The organism is Staphylococcus sp. HL28, assembly GCF_021117155.1.
Classification (GTDB): Bacteria; Bacillota; Bacilli; order Staphylococcales; family Staphylococcaceae; genus Staphylococcus; species Staphylococcus warneri.
On record NZ_CP088218.1, the window covers coordinates 2,117,688 to 2,137,263 of the forward strand.

General features: G+C 30.5%; 22 protein-coding genes. 5 read left to right on the forward strand and 17 right to left on the reverse strand.

Annotated features, from left to right (window positions below; all coding sequences use genetic code 11):
- Nucleotides 1–116 precede the first annotated feature (116 nt).
- Both LPC11_RS10345 and LPC11_RS10350 read right to left on the reverse strand, forming a co-directional pair.
- Nucleotides 117–1,790: an amino acid ABC transporter ATP-binding/permease protein gene (locus LPC11_RS10345; RefSeq protein ID WP_023374769.1), complete on the reverse strand. Its 1,674-nt coding sequence runs from the start codon at nt 1,788–1,790 to the stop codon at nt 117–119.
- A complete protein-coding gene (locus LPC11_RS10350) occupies nt 1,787–3,424 on the reverse strand; it encodes an ABC transporter ATP-binding protein/permease (RefSeq protein ID WP_231307260.1) in 1,638 nt (545 codons plus the stop codon). The genes LPC11_RS10345 and LPC11_RS10350 overlap by 4 nt, the downstream gene beginning before the upstream one ends.
- Before the next feature lie 216 nt (nt 3,425–3,640).
- On the opposite strand from LPC11_RS10350, the gene LPC11_RS10355 reads away from it, so the two are divergent.
- From LPC11_RS10355 to LPC11_RS10370, 4 genes are all read left to right on the forward strand, one after another.
- A complete protein-coding gene (locus LPC11_RS10355; protein WP_023374767.1) occupies nt 3,641–4,513 on the forward strand; it encodes an undecaprenyl-diphosphate phosphatase in 873 nt (290 codons plus the stop codon).
- A gap of 200 nt (nt 4,514–4,713) precedes the next feature.
- On the forward strand, nt 4,714–5,397 hold the full coding sequence (locus LPC11_RS10360) for a hypothetical protein (RefSeq protein WP_015365310.1): 684 nt from the start codon (nt 4,714–4,716) through the stop codon (nt 5,395–5,397).
- Nucleotides 5,398–5,403: 6 nt separating this feature from the next.
- Complete coding sequence (locus LPC11_RS10365) at nt 5,404–5,847, forward strand: YaiI/YqxD family protein (RefSeq protein ID WP_023374766.1); 444 nt, start codon at nt 5,404–5,406, stop codon at nt 5,845–5,847.
- An 18-nt stretch (nt 5,848–5,865) separates the two neighbouring features.
- Nucleotides 5,866–6,432 carry an LOG family protein gene (locus LPC11_RS10370; protein WP_231307261.1) on the forward strand — a complete coding sequence of 189 codons (567 nt, stop codon included), beginning with the start codon at nt 5,866–5,868 and terminating at the stop codon, nt 6,430–6,432.
- A gap of 75 nt (nt 6,433–6,507) precedes the next feature.
- On the opposite strand, the gene LPC11_RS10375 is transcribed toward LPC11_RS10370, so the two are convergent.
- From LPC11_RS10375 to LPC11_RS10405, 7 genes are all read right to left on the reverse strand, one after another.
- Nucleotides 6,508–7,359 (reverse strand): N-acyl homoserine lactonase family protein, encoded by an 852-nt coding sequence (locus LPC11_RS10375; protein WP_164967144.1) that lies wholly within the window; start codon nt 7,357–7,359, stop codon nt 6,508–6,510.
- Nucleotides 7,340–7,816, reverse strand: a complete 477-nt coding sequence (locus tag LPC11_RS10380) for an RrF2 family transcriptional regulator (RefSeq protein ID WP_023374764.1) — start codon at nt 7,814–7,816, stop codon at nt 7,340–7,342. The genes LPC11_RS10375 and LPC11_RS10380 overlap by 20 nt, the downstream gene beginning before the upstream one ends.
- Nucleotides 7,817–7,827: 11 nt before the next feature.
- Nucleotides 7,828–8,394, reverse strand: coding sequence for an NAD-dependent epimerase/dehydratase family protein (locus LPC11_RS10385; RefSeq protein WP_023374763.1), 567 nt, complete (start codon nt 8,392–8,394; stop codon nt 7,828–7,830).
- 191 nt (nt 8,395–8,585) lie between these two features.
- Nucleotides 8,586–9,125 (reverse strand): GNAT family N-acetyltransferase, encoded by a 540-nt coding sequence (locus LPC11_RS10390; RefSeq protein WP_023374762.1) that lies wholly within the window; start codon nt 9,123–9,125, stop codon nt 8,586–8,588.
- A 120-nt stretch (nt 9,126–9,245) separates the two neighbouring features.
- Nucleotides 9,246–9,542, reverse strand: a complete 297-nt coding sequence (locus tag LPC11_RS10395; RefSeq protein WP_002465973.1) for a hypothetical protein — start codon at nt 9,540–9,542, stop codon at nt 9,246–9,248.
- Between the two features lie 201 nt (nt 9,543–9,743).
- Nucleotides 9,744–10,190, reverse strand: a complete 447-nt coding sequence (locus tag LPC11_RS10400; protein ID WP_023374761.1) for an SA0632 family lipoprotein — start codon at nt 10,188–10,190, stop codon at nt 9,744–9,746.
- 69 nt (nt 10,191–10,259) lie between these two features.
- Nucleotides 10,260–10,703 carry a GNAT family N-acetyltransferase gene (locus LPC11_RS10405; protein WP_023374760.1) on the reverse strand — a complete coding sequence of 148 codons (444 nt, stop codon included), beginning with the start codon at nt 10,701–10,703 and terminating at the stop codon, nt 10,260–10,262.
- Between the two features lie 287 nt (nt 10,704–10,990).
- Here LPC11_RS10405 and LPC11_RS10410 point away from each other — a divergent pair, with 287 nt between their 5' ends.
- Nucleotides 10,991–11,680 (forward strand): DUF1129 family protein, encoded by a 690-nt coding sequence (locus LPC11_RS10410; RefSeq protein WP_023374759.1) that lies wholly within the window; start codon nt 10,991–10,993, stop codon nt 11,678–11,680.
- 137 nt (nt 11,681–11,817) lie between these two features.
- Here LPC11_RS10410 and LPC11_RS10415 read toward each other — a convergent pair whose 3' ends face one another.
- The 8 genes from LPC11_RS10415 to LPC11_RS10450 form a co-directional block, all read right to left on the reverse strand.
- Nucleotides 11,818–12,306 carry a DUF456 domain-containing protein gene (locus tag LPC11_RS10415; protein WP_023374758.1) on the reverse strand — a complete coding sequence of 163 codons (489 nt, stop codon included), beginning with the start codon at nt 12,304–12,306 and terminating at the stop codon, nt 11,818–11,820.
- Between the two features lie 6 nt (nt 12,307–12,312).
- Nucleotides 12,313–13,527 (reverse strand): sugar efflux transporter, encoded by a 1,215-nt coding sequence (locus LPC11_RS10420; protein ID WP_164967150.1) that lies wholly within the window; start codon nt 13,525–13,527, stop codon nt 12,313–12,315.
- Between the two features lie 35 nt (nt 13,528–13,562).
- Complete coding sequence (locus LPC11_RS10425; RefSeq protein WP_107566405.1) at nt 13,563–14,417, reverse strand: LysR family transcriptional regulator; 855 nt, start codon at nt 14,415–14,417, stop codon at nt 13,563–13,565.
- A gap of 81 nt (nt 14,418–14,498) precedes the next feature.
- A complete protein-coding gene (locus tag LPC11_RS10430; protein WP_023374755.1) occupies nt 14,499–15,104 on the reverse strand; it encodes a ribonuclease FAU-1 family protein in 606 nt (201 codons plus the stop codon).
- A gap of 281 nt (nt 15,105–15,385) precedes the next feature.
- On the reverse strand, nt 15,386–15,865 hold the full coding sequence (locus LPC11_RS10435; protein WP_023374754.1) for a cupin domain-containing protein: 480 nt from the start codon (nt 15,863–15,865) through the stop codon (nt 15,386–15,388).
- Nucleotides 15,865–16,581, reverse strand: a complete 717-nt coding sequence (locus tag LPC11_RS10440; protein ID WP_023374753.1) for a YebC/PmpR family DNA-binding transcriptional regulator — start codon at nt 16,579–16,581, stop codon at nt 15,865–15,867. The genes LPC11_RS10435 and LPC11_RS10440 overlap by 1 nt, the downstream gene beginning before the upstream one ends.
- Nucleotides 16,582–16,771: 190 nt before the next feature.
- Nucleotides 16,772–17,131 (reverse strand): transcriptional regulator, SarA/Rot family, encoded by a 360-nt coding sequence (locus LPC11_RS10445; RefSeq protein WP_002451005.1) that lies wholly within the window; start codon nt 17,129–17,131, stop codon nt 16,772–16,774.
- A 112-nt stretch (nt 17,132–17,243) separates the two neighbouring features.
- Complete coding sequence (locus LPC11_RS10450) at nt 17,244–19,427, reverse strand: helix-turn-helix domain-containing protein (RefSeq protein ID WP_023374752.1); 2,184 nt, start codon at nt 19,425–19,427, stop codon at nt 17,244–17,246.
- Nucleotides 19,428–19,576 lie beyond the last annotated feature (149 nt).

A 19,576-nucleotide genomic window follows, 5' to 3' on the forward strand; every position in this document is an offset into this window, starting at 1 on the left:
GGTAATTTAAAGTTAAAGTTTAGAATTTAACACTTTTAAAGTATAAAAATGCTCTAAAGTACTTCTCAGTATTTTAGAGCATTTTTGTATTGTAATACTCTATTGTCATGCCTATGTTACTGATTCAACTGTTCCATTTGATATAAATAACCTCTATTTTGAATTAACGTTTCATAGCTACCTTGTTCTCTGATTTCTCCATCGATCATGACAATAATTCTGTCAAAATCTGGTAATAGACGTAAATCATGTGTAGATACAATCATTGTTTCAACTTGTTTAAGTAGTAAATGCATCATTTGCACTGTATGTTCAATATCTAGACCGGTAGTTGGCTCGTCTAACATCCAAATCTTAGCCTTAGTATTTAGCAATAAGCGAGCCATACTTAATCGTTGAATTTCCCCGCCTGATAACGTCTCTCCATCCATCGTTATATAATCTTCCAACGATAAATGAGATAAGTCTAACGAATTGAGTACATGTTGTATCTTATCCTCATTACAATCTGTTAGTAAATTATCCTTTACAGTCCCATCAAATAATTGTTGGGACTGTAACAATGCATTAATATCACTGTATTTAGATTCATCTTCTATTCGAAAGATATCAGACTGCTTATAAATAACGCTCCCTTCTTGAACTTGATATAACCCTAACATGACTTGTAGCAGTGTACTCTTGCCACTTCCTGATGGACCTATAATGGCTATTCTCTCACCTTGATACACATTGAATGATATTCGATTTAATACAGGTGTTTCTTGATTTTCATACTTAAATGTGACATTGTTCAATTCAAATAAAGGTGCTGATTCGTCCTTTACATGACTATTTTTTACTTTTTTTACATCGTCGTATTGAATCACTTCATTAATATCATATAATGATTGGTCTGTATCTGCTTTATAATATGCAACATTACTCATAGGAACAGCTTGTTCAAATAAAGTAAGTACCATTAGTACGATACTTGTTAAATAAACCACATCTAATGTTTGTGATTGTATTTGTATCGCACCTAAGTATAACGTGCTAAATATCGACACCATTGCAATGATATTAAGAATATAATCATATATAGTTAAAAATCGTTGTTCCTTATTTTGTAAATGATCAAATGCTTGTAATTGTTCTAATACATCATTTTTAAATGAAGTTTCTTTATTAAATCGTTGTAATTCTTGATAACCTTGGCGATAATCGTAAAATCGAGTTAAAAATTGGCTTTGTTGAATTTTAACAATTTGTTTTAATTTTCGTGCTCTTTTACTACTTAATAAAGGAACGACCCATAATGTCATTATCATACTCATAGCAATTAACGCTGCATGCGCAGGTGATAGAAAGATGTAAACACACATTGTTATTATTGCTGTCATCCCTATTACTATCGGTGGATAATACACTCGTAAATAAATATTTTGTAATGCTTCTACTCTACTTACCATTCGTGAAATTAAATCACTCGAGTTAAACTTACGATATACGTCTGGTATTACTTTAACTAGACCTTGAAAAAATTGTACTCTTACGTTTCTCAACATAGTGAATGTCGTTCGATGAGAATATAGTCTTTCATAATATCTAGCAATGGCACGTAAAAAACCAAATAATTTAACAGAAACGACTAATACCATCAACGCATATAATGGAGCGCCCAACGCACTTTGTGTCACCATATAACCACTTAAAAAGAACATCGCTAAGGCGACTAAACTTCCTATGATACCTATTATAATTGCAATCACTAAATCTTTATCTATTGTAAATCGTATTTGTGATTTCATGATTCGTCACCATTTTCTTCTTTATTCACTGAAATCAATTGATCATCTTTAATAATGCAACCATCTTGCATATATAATCGTCGCGTTGCCTTTCTAATTGTTGCATCTCGATGGGCTATAATTAATTGAGTTGTGTCTTTGAAATAATCATCAAGCACACTTTGGATGACTTGTTCTGTTTCAATATCTAATCCAGTGGCCGGCTCATCAAGTACAACTAAATCTGGTTGCATCACAAGCAAGCGACATAATTCTATCCTTCTCATCTGTCCACCAGAGAATGTTTCTCCTCCATCACCAATCAATGTATGGATACCATTACGTAATGACATCACTTTTTCTTTTAACTGTACTTTTTCTAATACATCAACGATCATTTCATCATTAACATCATTAAACATAGCAATATTATCTTTAATTGATGCAGTAAAAATATATGGATGTTGACTTAATATCCCCATACGCATATGTTGATGTTTAAATGTTATTTTCCCTTCCGTAGGTACTAATGTACGTGTGATGATATTAGATAATGTTGTTTTACCTGCGCCACTTGGTCCTACTAAAGCGATATGTTCACGTTCGTAAATATCTAAATTAGTTGGTTTCATAGCAAATCCATGATCCATTTCATTATTATATTTAAACGAAATGTTATCTAATCGAATAAAAGGTATTTGATCTTCTTGATAGTTATAATTAGAGGGCTTATTCTTTGATGGATGATCTAAAAATTCAAATATCACATCACTTGCACCTTCACTTTGTTTACCAGTATGGAAGGCTTGCCCCAAGTCTTTAATCGCATTATAAAATTCTGGTGCTAAAATAATGGCGATAGCCGCGGTTTTAAAATCTATTGTATGAAATACAACAAGGCTTAATGCTGCTTCTAATGCAACAAGACCTACACCTAACAAACTAATAAACTCTAGCATTAGTCCCGATAAAAATGCGCTTCTTAATATTTTCATCGTCAAATCTCTAAAATGAGTGCTATCTTCATAGATTTGTTTTTCCGTATGCTTTGTACGATTAAATAACTTCAACGTAATTAAACCTTGTGTCAGATTAAGGAATCGTTGTCCAAACTGATTTAAGTAAGTCATTTGATCCTTAGATTCATCACGTGTTTTCAAACCGAAAATGATATAGAACAATGGAATGAATGGTGCTGTTACCAACATAATTAGCGCTGTATTCAGATGAACCCAAAACATAGCAATGATAATTGCCATAGGAATCATGATGGATTTAAAAACTTGCGGTAAATAGCTTTTATAAAATGGAGAAATTCCATCGATTGTTTCTGTTATTAACGTCATCTGCTCACCCACTGGACGCTCTGACTCTATATGAACCATATGTCGACGCAAATCATGTTTAACATGATTTGAGAGATGATCACCTAATAATTGATTGCTAAAATTTAAAGTCGCACGTAACATAAGTACGATTATAATCATAGTAAGAATAAAACCAATCGATTGCTTAGTTTTAAATAACATAATATTTAAGAATTCTGCTATTGCTACATTTTGTACGACCACAGTTACAGCTAATGTAGCACATACTAAAAGCATTAATACTGGATATCTTTTATATTTATATACTAGTTGCATTAATTTTTTCACAATTTAATCACCTAAATTTCGTTATAGACTCAATAATAAAGTCTAGTAGTTATATGCACAATGATAGTGCATTTGACAATATTATGACGTTTGATTTTCTCATACTTTGGTCTAGTGTTGTCACTAACAGTAGCATGGTTTGAAATGAGTGTGCTATGATAATATGGTGAATTTATAGTAATCAAAAAAACATTTATAAATGAAAGTAGGTACATTATGTTATTACTTGAATTGATCAAGGGTCTTATTTTAGGTATTGTTGAAGGCCTTACTGAATTTGCTCCTGTTTCTTCTACAGGTCATATGATTCTTGTCGACAATATGTGGTTAAAATCCACAGAGTTCTTAGGTGAGCAATCAGCATTTACTTTTAAAGTCGTGATTCAATTAGGTTCAGTTTTCGCAGCAGCATGGGTATTTAGAGAACGTTTCTTTGAATTATTACATATTGGTAAACATAAACCAGAACAACATGCTACAGCAGGACGTCGCTCTAAACCTCAACGTCTAAACTTATTACACGTATTAGTTGGTATGATTCCTGCAGGTATTTTAGGTTTCTTATTTGACGATGTGATAGAAAAATATTTATTCAGTGTACCAACAGTTATGATTGGCCTTTTCTTAGGTGCTATTTATATGATTATCGCTGATAAATATTCTGAAAAAGTTACTAATCCTCAAACAGTGGATCAAATTAACTATTTCCAAGCATTCGTCATTGGTATTTCACAAGCCATTGCTATGTGGCCTGGTTTTAGTCGTTCTGGATCAACGATTTCAACAGGTGTCTTAATGAAAATGAATCACAAAGCAGCATCTGATTTTACATTTATTATGTCTGTTCCTATTATGCTTGCAGCAAGTGGTTTATCATTATTAAAACATTACGAATATATTCACTTAGCGCATATTCCTTTCTATCTATTAGGATTCTTAGCAGCATTTATCGTAGGACTAATCGCTATCAAGACTTTCTTACACTTAATTAATAAAGTAAAATTAGTACCATTCGCCATTTATCGAATCATTTTAGTAGTTATTATTGCAATTCTTTACTTCGGTTTCGGAATTGGTAAAGGTATTTAAAATCAAACATTTAGCCATTGAGTGATAACAATATCACTTGATGGCTTTTTTTAATACTACTTGATAATAATGAAATTATCATTTCATAAAACTACAAAATATTCTCCTTTAATTTCACTCTATATTGTTAGCATCTCTAGTTTATTATCATGTATCATAGGGTATGGATAAAAATAGTAAATTTAATGGAGGCAACGAGTATGGACAAAAAGAAACTCATCAAAACAGCAATTAATGTGTTACCAATTATTATCGTTCCTTTAGTCGTAGAACGTAAAAAGATAAAAGAACATCCCGATGTTAAAAAAGCGACTGATGCAACTTCAAGAGCTGCATCTAAAACAACATCAGCTATTTCTAATAAGTCATCAGACGTAAAAGCCTATGTTGGAGACAAAAAACAAGAATTCGATAATAAACGCGAATTGAAAAAATTCGCAAAAGAAAATGATCCTGCTTACATTGAGAAAAAAGGCGAAAAACTAGCTAAGCAAAACCGTAAAGAAGCTGAAAAAATGGATAAAAAGCTTCAAAAAAATATCGAAAAACGTCATAAAGAAGAAGACAAACTACGTGAAGAAAACCAAAAACAGCGTATTAAAGATATGAAAAAAACTCAGAAATACGAAGAAAAAGTTGGCTTAACACCTGGTAAACTCGATGAAAAAACTGAGAAAAAAGGTGAAAAGCTAGAAAAAGAAAATCGTAAAGAAGCAAAAAAAATGGACAAAAAGCTTCAAAAAAATATTGAGAAACGTCATAAAGAAGAAGACAAACTACGTGATGAAGCCGAAAAAGCTAGAAAAAAAGAATTCAAAAAATATAAAGATTACACAGCTAAAAGTGTTGTTAAACAAAACAAAGAAGCCGACCAAGAGGCTTAATCATTAATGACACAAATTATTATTGACGGAGATGCTTGTCCTGTTGTTAGTTCAGTTATTGAATTAACACAAGAGACAGGCATTTTTGTTACAATTATACGTAGTTTTAGTCACTTCTCAACACAAATCGACCCTGAACATGTTCGAACTGTTTATGTCGATGATGGGCCAGAATCTGTAGATTATAAAATTGTCCAACTTGCCTCTTCTAAAGATATTGTAATTACTCAAGATTACGGTTTAGCAAGTTTATTACTAAATAAAGTTAAATTTGTTATGCATCACAAAGGATTCTTGTTTAATGATGATAATATCCAACAGTTGTTAGATCAACGTTATATCAATGCTCAAATCCGAAAGCAAGGCGGAAGACATAAAGGCCCTCCTCCTTTTACAAGGCAAGACAGACAACATTTCGAACATCAATTTAAATTACTTATACAACAATAATAATAGTGGAGGATTATGATGAAGAAAATTGCAGTTTATTGTGGTGCAAGTAAAGGTAACAATGATATATACGTTAAAGAAGCGTATGAATTAGGAAAGTATATGGCAGAAAAAGGCTATGAATTGGTCTTTGGTGCTGGCTCTGTAGGCATTATGGGGGCAATTCAGGATGGTGTATTAGACCATGGTGGTAAAGCTATTGGTGTTATACCAAAAATGCTTGATGAAAAAGAAATAACGAGTCAAAAAGTCAGTGAACTCATTCTTGTAGATTCGATGCACGAACGTAAAAATAAAATGACAGAACTTGCAGATGCATTTGTTATGGCGCCAGGTGGTGCCGGTTCATTAGAAGAATTCTTTGAAATGTATAGTTGGGCACAAATCGGTATTCATCAAAAACCAATCGGTGTATATAACATTAATGGTTTCTTCGAACCGTTACAATCCCTTATCAATCATATGATTGCAGAAGGGTTTATTGATGAAAAATATCGCGAATTAGCGCCACTATTTGATACTAAAGAATCGTTACTTGAAGGTTTACTTAACTATCAACCTTTAGGTGTTCGTACATATGATTAATCTCTTAACTATAAAAAAGCCAGAAAATGTAATAATTAAATTACATTTTCTGGCTTTATTTATATTTCTAATTCATTATATTGATAATTCATCGATGGTTACATTCGGATCATGATTTGCATAAATACCTAAACAGTGTCTATCTTTTTCAATATTTTGTACCCATTGTAGTGAACGCTTTTCTTGTTTTTTACTACTTAAAATGCCAGGCAATCTAAGTTCTCTCCAATTTCCTGGGTAATATCCTACATCTGAAGCTAATAAAATATAATCATCATTTCGCAATGATTTAATTATGAAACTCGTTAACCCTACTGAATGGCCAGGTGTATGAACTAAGGTAATGGTACCGTCACCAAATAAATCAAACGATTTTTTTTGAGGGCCAATATGTGTATCTTTGAAATAGAATGGTTGTAAAGATGTCCCTTGCCATAAAGCTGTATTATATCTAATAGAATGCTGTTGATTTGCCTTTTGATACTCTTCATTACTTATCATCATAGTCTTTGCTTCTTTTAATAATTGAAGACCTCCAGCATGGTCGCCATCTAAATGGCTTAAGATGACATAATCAATATCTGACACATTAAATCCTAATTCTTTAATTTGGTCATCTATCAGTTCCCCTACTTTCACATTCGGTATTGCCACTTTGTTCTTTCTAACTAAACCAGGTAATGGCGTTACTTTACCTTCAGCTTCTTTACCCATGCCCGTATCAATCAGAATCAGTCCTTTAGGGTGTTCTATTAAATAACAACTTACTGGAACTTCTACTCGATGGTTACTAGATCTAAATAACCCTGTAAATGCAATAGGATTTCTAGAATCACCTTGGCCTGTTAATGTTTCATCAACCAACACTGAACCAGTTCTGATGAAATGTACTTTAATTTGATTGATATTATTGTTCTGTACGATCATTATCATTCCAATCTACAAGTTTATGTTTAAAATATTCATCTTCTAATAATTCCACGAGAGGCAATTCATTTAATTTTTCTTTAAATGCTTGAATAGCGTAATTAAGTTGTTGTTTCACTTTCATCTCACTATCTTTTATATGCTGATCATTAAAAAATATCCTTCTTGATAAATGAGAAATTTCATATTCAATGACATCTCCATTACTTATAGCCTCTATGACATCTTTTAAAGTAATATCTTCAATTGATCGATTAAGTTGAAATCCACCATCTTTACTAGCATTTGATGTGATTAAATCTGCAACAACTAATTTTCTCAAAATCTTCTTCAATGAAGAATCTGATACTTCCAATTTTTCACTTAATGTTTGACTCTTAACGGCGCCTTGACCTTCTTGAGTTGCCAAAATAAGTAACACATAAATGCCTTGTTCAAAATGTTTACTTATTTTCATGTTGATTCCTCCTATTTCATAAGTTGTTTTAACAATGCTAGCGCTACATCAGTCACATGTACAGGTTTCATATTTTTAGATACTTTACCTAAAACTTTAAATAACGGTATTAATTTACCAAGTGTATCCTGTCTTTCGCCTCCATAAATAATTGTAGGACTTACGACACTAACCTTTTTATTGGTTGCTTTTAATTTTGAGATAATGTCCTTTTTAATATTAATGAAATCTTTAGGACCTAATGACGCTCCTAAAAAACCAATATGCTCAGCGTGTAGATCATCGGCAAGTTGTATTGTTACTTCTGCTGGTACTAAGTTCAAGGCTTTTAATTTTTGTTCATCTTTTTCTGGTCCACCAATCAAATCAACTACATAGTCAACTTGATTAGGTAACTGTGATTTAATTTGTTCAACATGTTGTATATCACCTTTAATATTATGCACATTTTTATGAGAAATAACATTATTTCCACTTCTTGATACAACATATATTTCGATGTCTTGATCTCTTTTTAACCATTGTCTTGTGAGTTCTCTACCAACTAATCCATTACCACCTAAAATAATTGCTTTCATCACTTTATCCTTCTTTCTTTTTTTCGTAGAATTTTAATATCTATGGATATTTTATATCTATAGAAGAATAATTGCAATACCTTTGCTTAAGTTAATGCTAAATTTCACATTTTTCCAACTGAAAAACGCCAAGAAGTAGAATGTTAGTCATATATTTAACCATTCTACTTCTTGACGTTTTGTTTTATATTTTATAAATCAATCTCATATCTCACATGTCTTTTCAAAGGATGATATTTACTTAGATTTGGGAATTCAAAATGGTCTAAGAATGTCATACCTATTTTTTCCATTACTTTTCTTGATGGTAAATTAGTTTCAGCGGTAAAACTATAAACTTTAGATATACCTTTTTTTTTAGCAAATCGGAGCACCGCTTCGGCACCTTCTGTCGCAATACCATTTCCCCAAACTTCAGGAATCAGGCGCCAACCTATTTCATATAGTGGTAGTTCTTTAAATGGATACTCGTTATCCTCTGGAATATAATTTAATCCTATAAATCCAAGCCATTCATTTGTTTCTTTAAGTTCCACTGAAAATAAACCGATACCATAATCTTTAATAATTTGATCCATTTTCTTCAAATCAAGTTCTGAACGACGATAACTTAGTAAACTTGGAAAATATCTTCGTACCTGTGGATTGGCATTCATCTTTTGAAAAGGTAGTAAATCACTTTCTTCCCAATCTCGTAGCTTTAAACGCTCCGTCTCAATATAAATAACCATTTTTTAACACTCCATTACTCCATAAATACATCTTCACATTTATTTTAATATAAAATTAACGCGCTATGAAACGTTTATGATTCATATCGCGCTATTATATTAGATAGTATATTTTAAATATTAACTTTTAGTGATATAACTAATTAATTCAATATTCACAGGAATTTCTTTTAAATGATCGCGTTGATTTTTAGGTGCAGTAAATGTTGCATCAATAAAATCATTTTGATGATTTAAACGATAAGTTGCTACAAATGTATCTGTATCAGATTCAAAGTTTGGTAAGTGTGCAATCACGCGTTTAATTTCACCTGTAGAATCAATTAACTGTCTACCTGTAATATTTTCTAGTTCTCTACCTAATTCAGGTAATGTTAATGCTTTACCTTCTAAAATACTAAAATCTTGTTCATGCATGGCGCTTCTCTCCTCTTTACATCATTGTTCTAAATGACAAATATTATATTACTGACATTGATTGGTTCTATAGTATATACATTTATCAACTAAAATACCCTAAATTTTTATCAATCAAACCTGATAATATCGCCCAATGATATGATAGTAATTTCATCATATCATATTCTGTTGCTTAGAAGATGATTGGTCTTAATTAGACTAATCTGTACCAGCTTTATTATTCCCTTTTTGCTGAGAAGTTTGATTAGATTGATTTTGGTTATTCTTAGACTGAGTTGATGAGTGAGACTGGTTTTGAGTTTGTTTACTTGTATCTTTTCTTTCAGTTGATTGTTGACCATTCTGTTGTGAATTTGATTGAGATGATGATTTGTCTTCATTACTTTGCTTATCACTATCTTTATCACTTGAATCTTTACGACTTGCTTCGCTTGAGGCTGTGCTATCTACCTCTTTTTGTAATTTATCTTGTTGGTCTTTTAAATCATCTTTTTGTTTATTTAATTTTTTCTTTTGAGCTTTCAATGATTTATTTTCTTTTTCTAGTTTGTCTACACTCTTTTCTAAAGAAGCTTTTTCCTCACTTTTACCACATGCAGACAACATTAATGTTGCAGATAAAAACAATATAATCCACTTTTTCATGTTAAACTCCTTTAAAAACAGTAATAAATATAATTCATTTTATCATGAAATAATAAATTATTCATTTTTCTACATTAAATCTTTTCTCATCCTAATATGTGTATCATCATAACCTAACTGACGATTCAAATTAAGTATCGCTTCATTATTGATATGAATTGTACTCTGAATCGATGTAGCCCCAATGTCTTCAGCCCATTGTTCTATTGCCATTTTGAGCTGTTTGGCGAGTCCTTGACGACGATAATGTGGATATACATATAATAATTCAATGATGACAGTTTTAGCTTGTGACTCATAGTGCCCCCAAATAAATCCCTTTATCTCCTGATAATTCTCTAGAAGTAAGATAATGTCATTTGCGTGACGCAACCTTGCATTAATCATTTCATATCTTAATGCGATAGATGTCTGAGTAGCTTTGTAATTAAATTCTTGATTTTCTAATAAATGTTCATGTATGGTTGCTACTTCATTAATCGTTGTTTGATGATTTAATGTTAACTTTCTCATATTTAACTCCTAAACTTGATATGATAATCAACCGATTTCTATGGTATGATTAAGCGTAATATAATACTGACATACCCTTGCATCTCTGTGAATTAACAACTATATTGGTAATAACTGACTCACCATGGCACACAATTCTCTTAGTTTATACGGCTAAGCAATGGTTAAAATATGTACATTAGTTATATTTAATGTTTAAAAACAATGTAGTACATTTCTGACACTAATGAGAGTTTTATCTCATTTTTATACTACTTAAACTATTTTAAAGGAGCGCTTAAGCACTCATGAAGTCTACTGCTCAATTAGCTAAAGAAAATAATGTAAAATCATTACGTTTAAATAATACAGATAGAGAAATATTTGAAAATTATATGACCTATATTCGTTCTGATTTAAGTGTGAATCCTCATGATTCAGAAGTTATGTTGAATCGCATATTGAAACACTTAATTAGCGCAGAAGATAAAGGTATGTTGGCTATGGAATTCTTTAACCATAACCCTAAAATGCACGCCAAAAAACAATTAAAAGAGCTTCCAAATGAAACAGTTAAAAATATATTTAAATATATCTATCAACATTTCGTATTATTAATAGGTATCTTTTGTTTTTTAAAAGGATTTATCGGATTCTTTATTGGTGGAGATAGTAACTATCTTTATCTTTACACTTTTCCAATCACTGTCGTTATTGGCTTGTTTATTATCTTCTTGTTTATTTGGATGATATTTAAGACGATTCAATTACAGTGCTTTAACAACTCAAATTGGGTTTGGCTCTTAACCTATGCAGTGATTGCATTGTTAATCGTTGCATTGTTTTATGTCTTTTTTATACCACAATCTTTTTTAGCATTTGGTCCATATATAAATGTAAGTAATTGGTCATTTATTATAATTTCTATCATTATTACTCCGATATCATTTTATATTGATCATCATTATTTCAATAAAGATGCAAATACAATCATGTAGATATTCAAATCATCTCATTATGTATACTAATCAAATCGTATACACAATCTAATAAAGACTTGATAAACCAGCATATAAACAAATCCCTAAATGAAGTTATGCATTCATTTAGGGATTTTTCAATTTCCTATTCGTATCTAATTAAGTAAAAAAATGTCTAGCATAAACCAAATAACCATAATAATCATAATCATACCTTGTGCAATAGTGCTTGCTAAAAATGCAACAATAGATGCACACCCCACTTTAATAGCTCGTTTAATATCATAACCTTGTATTAATTCGATAACTAGAACAAGTATGAAAGGTATTACAACAATTCCAAACGGAGGTAATACAAAACAACCTATAATCACACCTATAATCGCACCATACTCTCCGAATTTAGAACCACCATATTTCCCTACGAAATATTTATTCATAAGAAAATCAGCTAAAAAGATTAATATAGTTAAAGCAATCATTGAGATATAGAATATCCAAGATAATTTCCCATTATGAAATCCAAATTGATAGATTAGAAATCCTACCCACATCACTAAAACGGAAGGAATCACAGGTTTAACTAATCCTACAAATGCTAATATGAACATTAATATAATTAAACACCATAATATCACTGTCATTATAAACTACTCCACATCTAATTTTGTAATTTTTTGATCCTTGGTTAAGAAAATTAATATAATTCCTAAGAATAATGAGCCAGCCGAAACATAGAATACATTTTCCAAACCAACCCATCCACTCATCATACCACCCAATAAATTACCACAAAGTTGACCTATTACCATTGCATTGGCAAATAGTGTTGATGCATAACCTGGGAAATCAGGTAATATATCTTGGAAATAACTAATACCTATACCTAATAATATTGCTAAGAAAAAGGCTAAAAATAATTGACCGAGTAACATCATATAGAAATTTTTAAATAAGCTAATACTAAAGTAAAATGCCCCGCCAAATATACCACCGTAGATAAGTAAAGTTCGTGTTGGTAATTTCCTAGATAAGATACCTAAAATCACCATGAATGGTACTTCTAATCCAGCACATAAACTTGCTAAATAGCCTACATGGCCTTCCTTTTCATGAAGATAATCTGTAACAAATAATGGCATATTCATTGTGTACATCCATTGTCCAATATGTAATAAGATAAACGCTAAAAATGGGATGAGTAACGTCTTATCCTTAAACATATTAGGCGCTACCTTTTCAACATGTTGTTGTTGTGAAATGGGTTGCTTCACATTTAAATTTTTATAGAAGAAGACTTGCAATAAAAGTGTAAATAAAATAATTGAAACCGTTCCACCAAATAATCCTGAATAACCATTCAGTTCGATCAATTGTGAACCGATAAATGGTCCAAATAAAAAACCTAGCGAGAACATTGATCGTAATACTGTATTGGCAAATTTGGCGTTTTCACGAGAGCTTGAAACATTAATCGATTCTCTAGCGGATGCATAAAGTTGAGGCATTGCAGGTGCAAACAATCCTTGAAAAAGGGCGTAAAGAATAATAAATAATAGAATATCTTTCACAAAAAAGTAAATAGAAAAACTAATCGCACCCATAAACAATGCCGTTATAATTAAGAACTTCCTATTAATATTATGTGTATCTGAAAATCTAGCAATAATTGAATTAACTGTGAATTGACTGATAGCTGCTAAAGCTAATAATAGGCCATATTGTTTCGTCGTCATGCCTAAATCTTTCGTTGCAAATAAAACAAGGTAGGGTACTGTTACTGCGATACCCATACCTAATAGCAACATATTTACAACAAATAACTTGTAATTTTTGATATATAACAATTCTTTAAACATAAGAATAACCTCTATTCATTAAGCGAATCTGTCTACTGTATCTAACGAATAAAATTCAACATTAAATTAACAAATGAGTCTACTTGAGGTAGTTGTAACATACTTTGATCATAGCTCATATAAGTTGAACGAATAAGCGGATCATTATCTATAGTCACTTTTTCAAATTCAAACATATTCTTATCTATATTTTTCATCATAATTTCAGGTAAAATCGTTACACCTACACCACTAATCAACATTTCTTTACATGTAGCAACTTGGTCAACAGTTATCGTCGCATGATAATCTTGTTCTAAATTATCGTTATACCATTGCTTAATTTGATTAATATAAATGGGATCCGCTTGGAATTCAATAAATGGTAATTTTGTAACTTCATTACGTCTATCTTTAGGATAGATAAAGTAGTGATCGTCATTAAACAAATGCGTGTTAGATAAATTCATGACCTTATTTCCTCTAGTAATCATGACATGATAATCTCTATGATTTGCCTTAATCTGTTCTGTAGAACCTACTTGTACTTGAATTTCAACATTAGGAAATTGAGTATTATATAAACTTAATACTTCAGGTAGTAGTGTTTGGCCTATCAAAGAAGAACAACCAATAGAGATTGTTCCATTGACCTCTCCTATATGCGCTTGCATTTTATCAAAAAACAAACGCTCTCTTTTCAACATATCACGTGCATGTTCGATAATCATTGCACCTTCAGTCGTTGTGATAAGTTGCTTTTTTGTTCTTATAAAAACATCTACTCCAAAAGCACTTTCAATAGCTTTTAAACGTTGTGTGACAGCAGGTTGTGAAATATATAATATTTCTGCTGCCTTTCTTAATGTTTTCGTTTCGTCTAATGTAATTAATAAACGATAATCATCTATTTTCATAGTGTCCCCCTAGAATGTAACGTTTCTTTTAAATGCCTCTATATATTGTTATTTCTATTTATTATACAAGTGTACTACGCATTATTTTTTATCAGACGATTTTACTCGTTTTACTTTTTTACTTTTAAATGGATGATTGTGTTTATTTTTCTTATATTTTTGATTGATTTTATGATAACATTTCATCACTTTGCCCTGTATATCATCAAAATTTTCTACAATTTCAATCATTAATTGATGCGCAATAATATATGCCTCGTGATATTGCTTTTGGCTAATTTGCTCATTTTGTAATGCGAATAACAAATCATCTTCATCAACTAATTCGTACGATCCGTCTGGCAATACTAAAACGTCTAAACATAAATCTAAAGTACGTGCATTTCCTTTTTGAGTGATATTTTTAATATTAATATCAAAATAATATTCTAGTGGATTCCCCTTATCATCAAACATAACGGTCAAACTATATCTCTTTTTTTCAGGTAATATTTGTAACCATTTATAATTATCATCTGCGACTATAATATTTTGACCAACTACCGTCACCTCTAAAGGTTCACGTACTTTCTTCATCGTGACCAAGCCTATAATACCTTTAAATTTATTATTATTAACTTTAACCTCTGTATATTCTCTTTCAATCAGGCGACGCCAGTGACGTTTGTCTATATATTTTACTTTCACAGTCACCAACTCCTTGTTCTCATTATATAAAAATGGTTCTGTAATGTCATCATATGCCGAACCTGGTTATATTTAGTCGTAAAATTGATTTATCTATATTCTACTACATATCAAGACATTTTACTGTAAAACGACTAAATTACTATGAATTTATTTAATTTAAATTCTAATCATTTTAAAACATTAATAGACACTACGATATATATTAAAACTCATTTAAACATTAACATAAAAAAGCATACCTACGAGTTAGTTTGCTCTCATAGGTATGCTAAATTCATCTATTTATCTTTTAAAGCATATTTATCTATCAACGTTTGATGTTGTGGATATAATGCTAATAATTCATGTGCTTTAAATAATTCAAAATGCTTATATTCAAAGGCAGGTTGACACATACAACCTACTAAACAAAACCCTTCATTATGTTCAAAAGAAGATGCGAAAACGGTACCTTTTGGCACAACATACTGCAGAACTTCTCCCGCTTCAATATTCGTACCTAATTGTACTGCTTCGTATTTACCGTCAGGCATAATCATATGAATAGTTAGGGATTGGCCAGCATGATAGTACCATACTTCATCAGCATCAATTCGATGAAAATGCGAAATATCATTTGGTGTTAATAAAAAATATATACTACTGAATGCAGCTCTTGTTGAATTCGTAGAACCATGACGTATACTTTCCTTAAAATAACCGCCTTCTGGATGAGGTGTCATTTGTAGTTGATCAATCCAATATTGAGCGTTAGTCATTATTTTAAATCCACATTATGGAATACATTTTGAACATCTTCTAAATCTTCTAATGCATCTACTAATTTTTCAAAAGTCTCTTGATCTTCAGGTGATAACTCAATATCTGTTTGAGGTAACATTTCAAACTCTGCTACTTTGAAGTCTTCAACACCTGTTTGTCTTAGTGCGTCTTGAACTTGTGCAAATTGATCTGGTTCTGCATAAACAATTGTTAAGCCGTCAGCATCAATCACATCTCTAACATCTACATCTTGTTCCATTAATTCTTCTAATACATCATCTGCAGACTTACCTTCAATACCAAAAGTAGCCGTATGATCAAACATGTAAGCTACTGAACCTGAAACGCCCATATTACCACCATTTTTACCGAAAGCAGCACGAACATCAGATGCTGTTCTATTCACATTATTTGTAAGTGCATCAACGATTAACATTGAACCACTAGGACCAAAACCTTCATATCTTAAGTGGTCATAGTTTTCTTCTCCAGCACCTTTAGCTTTATCGATTGCTTTATCAATAATATGGTTTGGTACGGAATATGTTTTTGCACGTTCTAATACTAATCGTAAGGCTTGGTTAGATTCAGGATTGGGTTCACCTGATTTTGCTGCTACGTATATTTCTTTACCAAATTTAGCATAAATTCTACTTGTATTTTTATCTTTTTGAGCCTTTTTCTCTTTAATATTATTCCACTTACGTCCCATTATGGTCATCTCGCTTTCATTCTCTATAATTAACATTCTATATTATACATGATTTTGCATCGTTTATATACCACTAGTAACCTATCTATTTCATAACGTTTGAACTCACTATTGTAAACATTTAGATGATGTATCATTAAACATAAAAAAATTAGCTCCTAAAATTAGGAACTAACTTATATGTAGATATTTAAATATTTAAATATTCTTCAACATCATTGAATAAAGCATTAAATTCTTTCATGTTGTCTTGATTCATATATAGATAAATTTTTCTTTCGTCTTCTTTAGATCTTACTTTACTTAATTTATCTTTTTCAATCAGTCTACGAATAGAAACTAATAATTTAGTTCTGCTCAATTCTAATTCTGAAATAGCAATTTTTAAAAATGTTTGCATTAACATTTGTTCTTCTTGACAATTTTTCTCGGCCAAGTCTAAAACAGCTAAATCATTTAATGTTAACTTATATTTTTGATCTATATATTCAGATAATGCTTTATATTGTTTATAAAATTCTAATAACTTATCTAACTTCTCTTTGTTCAAAAGACTTGCACCCCCAAATATCAACAGACAACGTATAATAACATTATCCTAAATATCTGAAAATTTGTCTTTCCTGTTTGTTTTTAATCTATTGTCAAAATTACCGATAAATTTAAATTGAGTTGTGCCACGCTCTTTTAATTTTAGATTCATTTTTAAATATAGTAATCATATAAAAGGAATTATAACTGAGATTTATGTCTAGCGATTTTTCTGTAAAATCATGTTCAATCTCTTCTACCATTGGTTTAAAGTAATAATCTATAGTATCTAGAAATGCACTCGTCCAGTCATATTTATTCCTTAAATCTTTAGCTATTAAATGATTTAGGTTACCACTATACCTATTTATTTTCCCTATAAATATAAAGTAGCTCTTATTAGGTGGTGTTTGATCGAAACTTACATACACATGACTATCTTCATAGTTCTCATTTGTAGCTTCGTTTTCAATGATTCTCCAATCATATAAACATAAAACGTATCTATCTTCGAGCTCTACTTTTTTGTAGTAACTTGCATCAACATATTCTTGATTAAACAACCAAGTTAACTCATTAAATATTAAGCCAAATGTTGTTTTAAAACCATTTTTATCAAATAAATGTAATGTATTAAAAAGCTGTGTATGATCATATAAATTAAAACCTAATCCAGCAAATGTTTCTCTTAACGTTGATATCGTTTCAATGATAAGTGGTGCGCTATTGCTCAAATCATTATCTTTATCATTGATGAGTTGATGGTTTTCTACATTTAGTAAAATCATCTTTTCTTTCACAAAGTCAATTTCATTCAGAATCGCTTTTAAATTCTTTAATTGAATCTCATTTTTTAATAATAGACGTTCATTTTCATCTATTAAATAGGATGTTTTTAATTTAGCATTATCGATGAATAAATATTCGAATTTCAACCGCTTAATTTGTGATTCTATAGATTTCAACAGTACAGGATCATCTAATAAACAAGTCATATCCAAGGCAATGACATGATTAATATGCAAATCTTGAAACTTAATAATATCTCTATAAACTTCACGTATTTCCTTCTCATCTAAGTTGAATACTGAAATCACTTCATATTCATGAGTAATCGTCTTCTTAGCATTTTTCAACTTTAATACTGCATCATTAAAACAAATTCCTAAATGATCAATAACTCTATAATTATCAATATTAAATGCAACCCTTAGTCCTTTTTCAATAATAAGTTCTGCAATTTTTCGCTTATCATCATAAGTCATGACATCACAAATTTCTGTGAGTGTTGGCACAATATAGAAAATAACATCGTTACGTGAAAAGTCATATTTTTCAAACTTGTCATATAAAAATAGAAATCGAATTTCTTCTATCGACTGAATTTGAATAATGCTATGAAATGGTTTAATTTTATTAGGTTTTCCAACATCTAATTGGATATCTTCATATTTTTCAATGTTATGTTGTTCTACTAAATCTTCAACATATGTTTTGAAAGTTTCAATATCTTCGTCAGTTTCAATATTCACTTTAAACATCACATTCTTATCGTATTTTGACAGTTTACGATAATCATTGGGTGTCACACCCAAATAGCCCTTGAACATTTTAGAAAATGTAGACATATTACTAAAACCTAAGGTATCACTAATATGACTAATTGTGGCACTAGTTGTCAGCAACATTTCTATTGATTTACTAATTTTTAAAGTATCTACGTATCTCTTAAACCCCATACCTATTAATTGATGGAATTGGGAAGAAATATTTGATTTTGAAATAAAAAGGTCCGTTGATATATCTTTTAATGTCAATCTCGTTTCAATATGATTGTCGATATAATCTAACTCCTCTTTTAAATCATCATAATATGTATAGTTATATTGATTAACTGCAATATCTTTATCTACAACTGCTTCTGTACCTATGATTTGAACAATTTCCCTTGTAAGTTGATCAAGCATCTCTTGATTATCGTAGTTAATTCTTTTAAGTGCTAACTGTAAAATCAAGTCTTTAAGTAAATTAGAAGATTTAATTAAATTGGATGTATATTGGAATTCAAAAAATGAAAAACCTTGCTCAGTAAACCAATCACTTGTTAGATAAAGCATGATCATTCTACCTTTTGTGTTTACGCTAAATACATCAGCATTATTGATGATATAGATGTCGTTATTAATCGTCATTTGTTTACGAAATTTTTGAACATGCATGTCACTCTCTAATGGCCAAAATAAGATGATACCATCTTGGCACCTAGTAGTTGGATATTCAACATTAGAAAGTATACGCAAATATGAATTCGGCATATTTCTCCCTCTCTTTTCTAATAAACCCCATATAACTTCTAACTTAATTATCATTCTAAATACTTATTCGAAATAATTTAACACAATTATAACATGTATTAAAAAAATATACTTGTTTATATTTCTGGAAAAAATTAAGTTATAAAACA

Bases quoted from the DNA above. Each gene is read 5' to 3' on its own strand.
- LPC11_RS10410 (WP_023374759.1), top strand. From the start codon at position 10,991: ATGAAGTCTACTGCTCAATTAGCTAAAGAAAATAATGTAAAATCATTA.
- LPC11_RS10345 (WP_023374769.1), bottom strand. From the start codon at position 1,790: ATGAAATCACAAATACGATTTACAATAGATAAAGATTTAGTGATTGCA.
- LPC11_RS10425 (WP_107566405.1), bottom strand. From the start codon at position 14,417: ATGAAAATAGATGATTATCGTTTATTAATTACATTAGACGAAACGAAA.
- LPC11_RS10440 (WP_023374753.1), bottom strand. From the start codon at position 16,581: ATGGGACGTAAGTGGAATAATATTAAAGAGAAAAAGGCTCAAAAAGAT.
- LPC11_RS10450 (WP_023374752.1), bottom strand. From the start codon at position 19,427: ATGCCGAATTCATATTTGCGTATACTTTCTAATGTTGAATATCCAACT.
- LPC11_RS10380 (WP_023374764.1), bottom strand. From the start codon at position 7,816: ATGAAAATAAGTAAACATTTTGAACAAGGCATTTATGTGTTACTTATT.
- LPC11_RS10400 (WP_023374761.1), bottom strand. From the start codon at position 10,190: ATGAAAAAGTGGATTATATTGTTTTTATCTGCAACATTAATGTTGTCT.
- LPC11_RS10395 (WP_002465973.1), bottom strand. From the start codon at position 9,542: ATGCATGAACAAGATTTTAGTATTTTAGAAGGTAAAGCATTAACATTA.
- LPC11_RS10405 (WP_023374760.1), bottom strand. From the start codon at position 10,703: ATGAGAAAGTTAACATTAAATCATCAAACAACGATTAATGAAGTAGCA.
- LPC11_RS10365 (WP_023374766.1), top strand. From the start codon at position 5,404: ATGACACAAATTATTATTGACGGAGATGCTTGTCCTGTTGTTAGTTCA.
- LPC11_RS10390 (WP_023374762.1), bottom strand. From the start codon at position 9,125: ATGGTTATTTATATTGAGACGGAGCGTTTAAAGCTACGAGATTGGGAA.
- LPC11_RS10355 (WP_023374767.1), top strand. From the start codon at position 3,641: ATGTTATTACTTGAATTGATCAAGGGTCTTATTTTAGGTATTGTTGAA.
- LPC11_RS10385 (WP_023374763.1), bottom strand. From the start codon at position 8,394: ATGAAAGCAATTATTTTAGGTGGTAATGGATTAGTTGGTAGAGAACTC.
- LPC11_RS10375 (WP_164967144.1), bottom strand. From the start codon at position 7,359: ATGATCGTACAGAACAATAATATCAATCAAATTAAAGTACATTTCATC.
- LPC11_RS10360 (WP_015365310.1), top strand. From the start codon at position 4,714: ATGGACAAAAAGAAACTCATCAAAACAGCAATTAATGTGTTACCAATT.
- LPC11_RS10370 (WP_231307261.1), top strand. From the start codon at position 5,866: ATGAAGAAAATTGCAGTTTATTGTGGTGCAAGTAAAGGTAACAATGAT.
- LPC11_RS10435 (WP_023374754.1), bottom strand. From the start codon at position 15,865: ATGACTAACGCTCAATATTGGATTGATCAACTACAAATGACACCTCAT.
- LPC11_RS10415 (WP_023374758.1), bottom strand. From the start codon at position 12,306: ATGACAGTGATATTATGGTGTTTAATTATATTAATGTTCATATTAGCA.